General features: G+C 72.0%; 8 protein-coding genes and 1 pseudogene. 4 read left to right on the top strand and 5 right to left on the bottom strand.

The features are described from left to right. From PV341_RS24790 to PV341_RS24770, 5 genes are all read right to left on the bottom strand, one after another. The coding region (locus PV341_RS24790) for an NAD(P)-binding domain-containing protein (RefSeq protein ID WP_500358997.1) at window positions 1-254 on the bottom strand (254 nt) is incomplete at its 3' end. A 76-nt stretch (window positions 255-330) separates the two neighbouring features. Next, complete coding sequence (gene ilvN / locus PV341_RS24785; RefSeq protein WP_018563397.1) at window positions 331-858, bottom strand: acetolactate synthase small subunit; 528 nt, start codon at window positions 856-858, stop codon at window positions 331-333. 32 nt (window positions 859-890) lie between these two features. Next, window positions 891-2,768 carry an acetolactate synthase large subunit gene (locus PV341_RS24780; RefSeq protein ID WP_500330467.1) on the bottom strand — a complete coding sequence of 626 codons (1,878 nt, stop codon included), beginning with the start codon at window positions 2,766-2,768 and terminating at the stop codon, window positions 891-893. Window positions 2,769-2,980: 212 nt separating this feature from the next. Next, window positions 2,981-5,815, bottom strand: coding sequence for a putative bifunctional diguanylate cyclase/phosphodiesterase (locus tag PV341_RS24775; protein WP_500330465.1), 2,835 nt, complete (start codon window positions 5,813-5,815; stop codon window positions 2,981-2,983). 272 nt (window positions 5,816-6,087) lie between these two features. Further along, on the bottom strand, window positions 6,088-7,041 hold the full coding sequence (locus PV341_RS24770; RefSeq protein WP_500330464.1) for a 2-hydroxyacid dehydrogenase: 954 nt from the start codon (window positions 7,039-7,041) through the stop codon (window positions 6,088-6,090). 56 nt (window positions 7,042-7,097) lie between these two features. Between PV341_RS24770 and PV341_RS24765 the strand changes: the two genes are divergently transcribed. The 4 genes and pseudogenes from PV341_RS24765 to PV341_RS24750 all read left to right on the top strand — a co-directional run. Next, window positions 7,098-8,090, top strand: coding sequence for an aldo/keto reductase (locus PV341_RS24765; RefSeq protein ID WP_499514154.1), 993 nt, complete (start codon window positions 7,098-7,100; stop codon window positions 8,088-8,090). 127 nt (window positions 8,091-8,217) lie between these two features. Then, the gene (locus tag PV341_RS24760; protein ID WP_500330462.1) at window positions 8,218-9,417 is read left to right on the top strand and encodes a PQQ-dependent sugar dehydrogenase; all 1,200 of its coding nucleotides are present in this window, start codon (window positions 8,218-8,220) and stop codon (window positions 9,415-9,417) included. Between the two features lie 22 nt (window positions 9,418-9,439). Beyond that, entirely contained in the window at window positions 9,440-9,610 is a 171-nt protein-coding gene (locus tag PV341_RS24755; RefSeq protein ID WP_500330461.1) for a DUF6191 domain-containing protein, read from the top strand. Between the two features lie 102 nt (window positions 9,611-9,712). Next, window positions 9,713-9,925, top strand: a pseudogene (locus PV341_RS24750) (helix-turn-helix domain-containing protein); the annotation flags it as partial. Window positions 9,926-9,928: the final 3 nt, after the last annotated feature.

Raw genomic sequence — 9,928 nt, 5'->3', positions numbered from 1 at the left:
ATCGGGTCCGGGACCAGGATCATGATGACGTCGGCCTCGGCCGCGGCCTCCGCAGGGCTCACCACGCGCAGGCCCTGCTCCTCGGCCTTCGCCTTGGACTTGGAGCCCTCGTGCAGACCGACCCGCACGTCCACACCCGAGTCGCGCAGCGACAGCGCGTGCGCGTGCCCCTGGCTCCCGTAGCCGATGACCGCGACCTTACGGCCCTGGATGATGGACAGGTCGGCATCGTCGTCGTAGAACAGCTCGGCCACTTCGGGTCTCTCCTTGGTGATCTGGGGGGTTGCCCACACACTACGTCCGCGGGCGGAATCAAGTTTTACGGTCTCGCTATGCGGTCCGGTCGAGGGCGCGCAGGGAGCGGTCGGTGATCGAGCGGGCGCCGCGGCCGATCGCGATCGTGCCCGACTGCACGAGCTCCTTGATGCCGAAGGGCTCCAGCATCTTCAGCATGGCCTCGAGCTTGTCGGCGCCGCCGGTGGCCTCGATGGTGACCGCCTCGGGCGAGACGTCCACGGTCTTGGCGCGGAACAGCTGGACGATCTCCACGATCTGGGAGCGGGACTCGTTGTCGGCGCGCACCTTCACCAGGACGAGTTCGCGCTGGACGGCGGCGGAGGGCTCCAGCTCGACGATCTTCAGGACGTTGACCAGCTTGTTCAGCTGCTTGGTGACCTGCTCCAGCGGGAGGTCCTCGATCACGTTCACCACGATGGTGATGCGGGAGATGTCGGCGTGCTCGGTGGTGCCGACGGCGAGGGAGTCGATGTTGAAGCCGCGCCGGGAGAACAGGGCGGTGATCCTGGCCAGGACGCCGGGCTTGTTCTCCACCAGGACGGAGAGCGTGTGCTTGGACATGTCGCGTCGTTCCTCTGCTTCTCTCTCGGTCCTCAGTCGTCCGCGGCGTCGCCGAAGTCGGGGCGGACGTCACGGGCGGCCATGATCTCGTCGTTGGAGGTGCCGGCGGCGACCATCGGCCACACCATGGCGTCCTCGTGGACGATGAAGTCCACGACGACCGGGCGGTCGTTGATGGCGTTGGCCTTCTCGATGACCTCGTCCAGCTCGTCGGGGGACTCGCAGCGCAGGCCGACGCAGCCCATGGCCTCCGACAGCTTGACGAAGTCCGGGACGCGGGTGCCGGCCGGCGGGGTCTGGCTGACGCCCTGGTGGGAGCCGCGGCCCGCGTTGGTCTCACCGGCGTGCAGGACGGTGTTGGAGTAGCGCTCGTTGTAGAAGAGCGACTGCCACTGCCGGACCATGCCCAGGGCGCCGTTGTTGATGATGGCGACCTTGATCGGGATGTTGTTCAGCGCGCAGGTGACCAGCTCCTGGTTGGTCATCTGGAAGCAGCCGTCGCCGTCGACCGCCCACACCGTCGCGCCGGGCCGGCCGGCCTTGGCGCCCATGGCCGCGGGGACGGCGTAGCCCATCGTCCCGGCGCCGCCGGAGTTGAACCAGGTGTTGGGCCGCTCGAAGGAGATGAACTGCGAGGCCCACATCTGGTGCTGGCCCACGCCGGCCGCGAAGAGGGTGCCCTCGGGGGCCAGCTCGCCGATCCGCTGGATGACCTGCTGCGGGGACAGGCTGCCGTCGGCGGGCAGGTCGTAACCGAGCGGGTAGGTGTCGCGCAGCCCGCTCAGCAGCTTCCACCAGTCGGCGTAGTCGCCGCGGCGGCCCGCCTCGTGGTCGGCCTGGACGGCGACGATCAGGTCCGCGATGACCTCACGGGCGTCACCCACGATCGGCACGTCGGCGACGCGGTTCTTGGAGATCTCGGCCGGGTCGATGTCGGCGTGCACGATCTTGGCGTACGGGGCGAAGGAGTCGAGCTTGCCGGTGACGCGGTCGTCGAAGCGGGCGCCGAGCGCGACGATCAGGTCGGCCTTCTGCAGGGCCGCGACGGCGGAGACCGAGCCGTGCATGCCGGGCATGCCGACGTGCTGGGCGTGGCTGTCGGGGAATGCGCCCAGCGCCATGAGGGTGGTGGTGACCGGGGCGCCGGTCAGCTCGGCCAGGATGCGCAGCTCGCCCGTGGCGCGGGCCTTGAGCACGCCGCCGCCGACGTACAGCACGGGGCGCTTGGCCTCGTTGATCAGCCGGGAGGCCTCGCGGATCTGCTTGGCGTGCGGCTTGGTGACCGGGCGGTAGCCGGGCAGGTCGGCGGTGGGCGGCCAGGAGAACGTGGTCTGCGACTGCAGGGCGTCCTTGGCGATGTCGACCAGGACCGGGCCGGGGCGGCCGGTGGAGGCGATGTGGAAGGCCTCGGCGATGGTGCGCGGGATGTCGTCCGCGTTGGTGACGAGGAAGTTGTGCTTGGTGATCGGCATCGTGATGCCGCAGATGTCCGCCTCCTGGAAGGCGTCGGTGCCGATCGCCTTGGAGGCCACCTGGCCGGTGATCGCCACGATGGGGACCGAGTCCATGTGGGCGTCGGCGATCGGGGTCACCAGGTTGGTCGCGCCCGGGCCCGAGGTCGCCATGCAGACGCCGACCTTGCCGGTGGCCTGCGCGTAGCCGGTGGCGGCGTGGCCCGCCCCCTGCTCGTGCCGGACCAGGACGTGGCGCACCTTCGAGGAATCCATGAGCGGGTCGTACGCGGGAAGGATCGCACCACCCGGGATGCCGAACACCGTGTCGGCACCGACCGCCTCAAGAGAACGAATGAGGGACTGGGCGCCCGTGACGCGCTCGGCGGGAGTGGGCTGCGGCGCGGCGCCGCGGGCCCGCGGCTGCGGGTGGTGGGCCCCGGTGGCCTGCTCGGTCATCTGGTTCTCATCTCTCAGGAGTTTGAGGGTGGAGAGGGCGGTATGTCTGGATCCCAGGCAACAAAAAACCCCTCGTGCCGGCAGGCAAGCGAGGGGAGCGCGTCGGTGCGTTCCACGAGGCGGTCAGGGGCCCCGGGTCAGCCGACGCGCTTTCCAAGTACGAGAATTCGGGTGCGCATGGGACTGACCTTCCTCCTCGCGAGCAGGGAGTGTCAAGCGGGTGGGACAGGCGTCTCATTATTTGAGCGTAGCTCGTCCGCCTTACGTGTGCCGCGCACGGAGATCCGGCTGCTGCCGAGCGGGACCGGCCCACCGGGCACCGGGTAGCCCCCGCGGGTCAGCGAGGAGCGCAGCCGGTGCTCGTCCAGCGGCCCCGAGAATGCCATGCCCTGGCCGTGGGTGCAGCTCATCTCACGCAGGACCAGCACCTGCTCGGGACGGTCCACGCCCTCGGCCACCGAGCGGATCCCGAGGTCCTCGGCGATGCGCAGCAGCCCCGTGGTGATCTTCCGCAGCCGTGATGACTCCACGACGCCCTCGGTGAGCCCCCGGTCCAGCTTGAGCACGTCGACGGGGAGCCGTCGCAGCGCGTTCATGGGCGCGTAGCCGCTGCCGAATCCCTCCAGGGAGATGCGCACCCCGAGCCGGCTCAGCGCGGTCAGCCGTCGCTCCAGCTCGTCCAGGGAGATCCGCGGGTCCTGGTCGGCGATCTGCAGGACGAGGCAGTCCGGTGGCAGCCCGTGCCGTTCGAGCAGGGCCTCGACGTCCTTGGTGGGCAGCTCGCGGTGCATCAGGCGCCGGGTGGACAGCCGTACGGCGACGGGGACCGGGCAGCCCGCGGCGCGGCGCAGCGCGGCCTGGCCGACCGCCTCCTCCAGCAGCCAGCGGGCCAGCTGCGCGGTGCGGTCGGTGTCCTCCGCGACCCGCAGGAACTCCGCGGGGGTGAAGAGGATGCCCTGCGCGGAGCGCCAGCGGGCCTGCGCCTCGACCGCGGTCACCTCGCCGGTGCCGAGGTCGACCACGGGCTGGTGGAGCAGGGCGAACTCGCCGTCCCGCAGGGCCGTGCGCAGCCGCCCCGCCAGCTCGGCCCGGCGCACCACCTCGGCCTGCATGGCGGGCGCGTACATCTCGACCCGGCCCTTGCCGGCCTGCTTGGCCCGGTACATCGCCAGGTCGGCGTTGCGCAGCAGCTCGCCGGCGCTGACCCCGGGGTCGGCGAAGGCCACGCCGATGCTGGCGGCCACCCGGACCTCGGTGCCGTCCACCCGGTACGGCTCGGAGAGGGCGGCGCGGAGCCGGTCGGCGACCTCGTGGACCTGGTACTCGCGCAGATGGCGGTCGGCGCTGGTGCCGCAGATGAGGGCGGCGAACTCGTCGCCGCCCAGGCGTGCGGCGGTGTCGCCGGCGCGCACCGAGTCCCGCAGGCGCCGCGCCGCCTGGACGAGGAGTTCGTCGCCGGCCTGGTGGCCGACGGTGTCGTTGACCGCCTTGAAGCCGTCGAGGTCGATGAAGAGCACCGCCGTGGTGCCGGTGTCGCCGTCGCCGGCCCGGCGGCCGCCGATCGCCTGGCGGATCCGTTCGGTGAACAGGGCCCGGTTGGGCAGGTCGGTGAGCGGGTCGTGCGAGGCGTTGTGCTGCAGCTGGGCCTGGAGCCGGACGCGCTCGGTGACGTCCCGGCTGTTGAAGATCAGGCCGCCCTGGTGGCGGTTGACGATCGACTCGACGTTGAGCCAGCTGCCGTCACCGTGCCGTATGCGGCACTCGATGCGGGTGGCGGGCTCCTCGGCCGCGTGGGCGGCCAGGAAGCGGCGCACCTCGTGCACCACCCGGCCCAGGTCCTCGGGATGGATGTGGGTGGCGAACTCGGTGCCGACCCACTCCTCGGGGTCGCAGCCGTACACGCCCTTCGCGGCGGGGCTCACGTAGCGCAGCACGCCGGTCGGCGAGGCGATCATGATGACGTCGCTGGAGCCCTGCACGAGCGACCGGAAGTGGTTCTCCTTCTGGGCCAGCTCATGGGTGAGGGCCATGTTGTCCAGAAGCATGATCCCTTGGCGCACGACCAGGGCGAGCACCACGGTGCAGCCGGTCAGGAGCACCACCCGGTCGCTCTTGCGACCGTCGATGACGTTGTAGAGGATGCCGAGCACGCAGACCGCGGCGGCCAGGTACGGGGTCAGCGCCGCCAGTGAGCCGCTCACCCGGCGACCCTGCTCCTGTTGCCGTTCGGCGGTCGCCCGCTCCGCGGCCACCCGCTCGCCGACCCAGGGGGCGTAGGCGAGCAGCATGCTGCCGGCGAACCATCCGGCGTCCAGGATCTGGCCGGAGCTGTAGTGCTCGCGCAGCAGGGGCGAGGTGAACAGCGCGTCGCACAGCACGGTCAGGGCGAGGGAGGCGATGGCGGTGTTCACCGCCGCCCGGTTGGCCGAGGAGCGCCGGAAGTGCAGCGCCAGCACCATGCTGACGAGCATGATGTCCAGCAGCGGGTACGCCAGGGACAGGGCGATGCGCGCGGTGCTGCGCCCCTCCCACAGGGCCGTCTGGGCCAGGGCGAGGGTCCACGAGAGGGTCAGCAGGGAGCCGCCGATCAGCCAGGCGTCCAGTCCGAGGCAGACCCAGCCGGCCCGGGTGACCGGCCGCTTGGCGAGCACCAGCAGCCCGATGATCGCGGGAGGGGCGAAGAGCAGGAAGCAGAAGTCGGCGACCGAGGTGCGCGGCACGTCGTCGCGCAGCACGACCTCGTACCAGCCCCAGATGCCGTTGCCGAGCGCGACCATGGCGGAGGAGACGGCGAACAGCGCCCACGCGGGACGGTACCGGTCGGCGGGGGCCCTGTGGACGTAGACCAGGCAGGAGACGGCCGCGGCCAGCGCGGCCACGGAGAGCCCGAAGTCGCCCATGACCAGGGCCAGCCCGGTGGATCCCCAGCCGAAGGCCGATCCGATGGCGTAGCCGCCGCAGAGCACGGCCAGCAGCATCTGGGGCAGCAGGCCGGTCCGGTTGCCCGGCGCGGACGCCTGCGAGAGGACCGCACCGGGCGCGCTCACGGCGTCGTCCCGTGACGCCGTGAGCGTCCCCGGCACGGTGTGCTGTGGTCCAGCGTCGGATGCTCTCTCCATTGGCCGTACATCGCCCGTCGCCCCCCATCAAGTCCTGAGTCGTCCCACGCCCGTTCGCAGCTCGCCGAGCCACGCCGGTCGTGTTCCCCCAGTGCGGGACGATACACCAGTTCAGTCACTCAGGGACATAGTTCCTCTACACAGCGTGACCACGCGTAGCGTCCTGCCCCACGCGTGGGGCACCCGGTGCCACGGCGCGGTCAGGTGGTCATGACGACGTTCGCGAGGTCCTGGCCGGCCGCGAAACGGCGGAGTTGCTCGCGGAGCAGCCGCTTGGCCCTGGGCAGGAACGCGGAGGTGCTGCCGCCGACGTGCGGGCTGATCAGGACGCCCGGGGCGTGCCACAGCGGGTGTCCCGGAGGCAGCGGCTCGGGATCGGTGACATCGAGTGCCGCCTGGAGGCGGCCGGCCTCCAGCTCCCCGAGGAGCGCCTTGGTGTCCACCACGGGTCCGCGGGCGACGTTCACCAGCAGGGCCCCGTCCTTCATCCCGGCCAGGAACCGCGCGTCGGCCAGATGGCGGGTGTCCGCGGTGAGCGGGGTCGACAGGACGACCACGTCCGCCTCCGGCAGCAGCCGCGGCAGGTCCCCCAGGGCGTGCACGGGGCCGCGCGGGGAGCGCCGGGCCAGCCGCGCGACCCGGGTGACGTGGCATTCGAAGGGGGTGAGCCGGTCCTCGATGGCCGCGCCGATCGATCCGTAGCCGACGATGAGCACGTGCTTGTCGGCGAGCGCCGGGTAGAAGCCGGCGTGCCATTCCTCGGCGTCCTGGCCGCGTACGAAGCGGGGGATGCCCCGCAGGGCCGCAAGGGTGAGGGTGACGGCCAGCTCGGCGGTGCTGGCCTCGTGCACCCCGCGGGCGTTGCACAGCCGCACGCCCGGCGGGAGCTGCCGCAGGTAGGGCAGGACGTGGTCGACACCGGCGCTGAGGGTCTGCACCACACCGACCCCGGACATCCGGGGCAACGGGCGGCCGGCGACCTCAGGGCCCTTCATGTAGGGCACGACGTAGAACGCGGCGTCGGCCGGGTCGGCCGGGAACTCCTCGGCACCGTCCCAGAAGAGGTAGTCGAGCTCTGCGGGGAGCCCTTCGACGTCCGTTGCGGGGATCGGGAGCCAGACCGTGGGGCGGTGGTTCCGGGTGATGTCAGCCATGGTCAGGAGGCTATGGCACAGTGGGGCGGCGCGAGAGGTCAGCGGAGGTCAGCCAGGTGGAGTGCAGGACGGTCGGATCGGCGGCTCTGGAGGTGGGCGCCGTCGGCCTGGGATGCATGCCGATGAGCTGGGCGTACACGGCGTCCCGGCAGGACGGCGAATCGTCACTGCGGGCCGTGCACGCGGCGGTCGACCACGGCACGACGCTGCTGGACACCGCCGACATGTACGGGCCGTTCACCAACGAGCTGCTGCTGGGCCGGGTGCTGAAGGAGCGTCGCCGGGAGGTCTTCGTCTCCACCAAGTGCGGACTGCTCGTCGGTGAGCAGCACCTGGTGGCCAACGGCCGTCCCTCGTACGTGAAGCGGGCCTGCGACGCGTCGCTGCGGCGGCTGCAGACGGACGTGATCGACCTCTACCAGTTGCACCGGGCCGATCCGGAGGTCCCCGTCGAGGAGACCTGGGGCGCCATGGCGGAGCTGGTCGCGGCCGGCAAGGTGCGCGCGCTGGGGTGGTGCGCGGTGGGCGCGCGGGCGGCCCGGCGCCCGGGTGCGGGCATATACGACGAGACACTGCGGCAGTTGCGCCGCGCCCAGCAGGTCTTCCCGGTCAGCTGCGTGCAGGCCGAGCTGTCGGTGTGGTCGCCCGAGGCGCTGGCGCAGCTGCTGCCCTGGTGCACGCAGCGCGGGGTCGGGTTCATGGCCGCGATGCCGCTCGGCAACGGCTTCCTGACGGGCACGCTCACCCCCGGACAGGGCTTCGAGCCGGATGACGTACGGGCCCGCCATCCCCGGTTCACGGCCGAGATGATGGCCGCCAACCAGCCGATCGTCGCGGGACTGCGCCGGGTCGCCGAGGTGCACGGTGCGACCCCCGCGCAGGTCGCGCTGGCCTGGGTGCTCGCCCAGGGACCGCAGGTCGTGCCGATCCCCGGGGCGAAGCGGGAGCGGTGGACGGTGGAGAACGCCGGCGCCGCGGAACTGCGCCTGTCCGACGAGGACTTCGCGGAGATCGCGGCGCTGCCGCCGGCCCGGGGTTCCTGGGACTGAGGTCGCCACCGGGACCAACGGGGCCACCGGGGCCGGAAGGACCCGGGGGACCTGCGGGGAGGGCGACGGGAAATCCACGGCATGCGGCGGGAACCGTGAAGGGCCGGGCGGTGTAGTGAGGGATGTGATGTTCTTGGAGTCCGAGCCGGAGAACCCCCGGGAGGGAAGCGTGCGACGCCGTGCCGCCGTCGTGACCGCCGCGCTGGCCGGTGCCGCGCTGCTCGCCACCGGATGCTCCTCGGACGGTGGTTCCGCCCCGGCTCCCCCGGGCTCCGCCGCCACGCGCTCGTCGGCGCCGCCCTCCGGGGGCGGCGACGGGGCCTCGGCACCGGCGAAGGGCACGGCCGAGGTGACCGGCACCGTCGCGACCGGGCTCACCACCCCGTGGGGCGTGGCCGTGCTGGCCGAGGGCGATCTGCTGGTGGCCTCCCGGGACACCGGCCGGGTCGTCCGGGTGGCCGCCGGCAGCGGCCGCACGACGCAGGTCGGCACGGTGCCCGGGGTCTCCTCGGGCGGCGAGGGCGGCCTCCTGGGGCTCGCCGTCTCACGGGACTTCGCGACCGACCACCTGGTGTACGCCTACTTCACCACCGCCTCGGACAACCGCATCGCGCGCATGCTCTACGACCCGGCGAAGCCGGCCGGGGAGCAGTTGGGCGCCCCGGACACGATCCTGCGCGGCATCCCGCACGGCGCCATCCACAACGGCGGGCGGATCGCCTTCGGCCCCGACGGCATGCTCTACGCGGGCACGGGCGAGAGCGGCGACCGAGGCCTGGCGCAGGACAAGAAGTCCCTGGGCGGCAAGATCCTGCGGATGACCCCCGACGGCGAGCCGGCGCACGGCAATCCCGAGGCGGACTCCGTCGTCTACTCCTACGGGCACCGCAATGTGCAGGGCCTGGCCTGGGACGGCCAGGGGCGGCTGTGGGCCGCGGAGTTCGGGCAGGACACCTGGGACGAGCTGAATCTGATCGAGCCGGGGAGGAACTACGGCTGGCCGGTCGTGGAGGGCCTCGCCCATCGCGACGGCTACGCGGACCCGATCGCGCAGTGGCGCACCGACGACGCCTCGCCCAGCGGCATCGCCTACGCGGACGGCTCGATCTGGATGGCCTCGCTGCGCGGCGCCCGCCTGTGGCGGATCCCGCTGGCCGGTACGAAGGCCGCGGCCGACCCGCAGGCGTTCTTCGTCGGAGAGTACGGCCGGCTGCGCACCGTCGTCACCGATCCGGACGGCGGTCTGCTGCTGACCACCAGCAACACCGACGGCCGCGGCGAGCCCCGCAAGGGCGACGACCGGATCCTGCGGCTGCGGGTGAGCTGATCCACGACACCTTGGGGGTGCGATGTTCAACGCGCTGGACGAGCTGTTCGCGCCGGGCCGCAGGCACGCCGAGGACGAGCGCAACCGCCTGGAGCTGGTGCGCGACGAGGAGGGCGACGCGGATCCGGGCCGGGGCCCCGTCGACCTGGACTCGGGCACCGTGCTGATACGTCCGCCGCGGGCCGGCACCTAGCTGTATTGATCACGAGCGTTGTTGACACCGGTCCGGGCTTGATCAAAGCGAAGACCTCCGGTGTGGTGGAGCTGTCTGGGACTGCACCACACGGAGGTCTTCGTGTCCCACCGTGATACCCGGCTGACCGTTCACGGCAGGCGGCTGCTGGTCGAACGTGTCTGCGCGGGTCGCCCTGTCGCGCATGTGGCCGCCAAAATGGGCATCTCCCGCGCCACCGCCCACAAATGGGTCCGCCGCTGGCGAGCCGAGGGCGAGGCAGGCCTCGCCGACCGCTCCAGCCGGCCCCGCACCACACCGCATCGAACCCCGGCGGCC

Origin of the sequence: Streptomyces sp. PA03-1a, assembly GCF_033792805.1 — a bacterium.
Lineage (GTDB): Bacteria > Actinomycetota > Actinomycetes > Streptomycetales > Streptomycetaceae > Actinacidiphila.
Note: the sequence above shows the minus strand (reverse complement) of the source record. Positions and strands in the feature narration are given on the sequence as shown.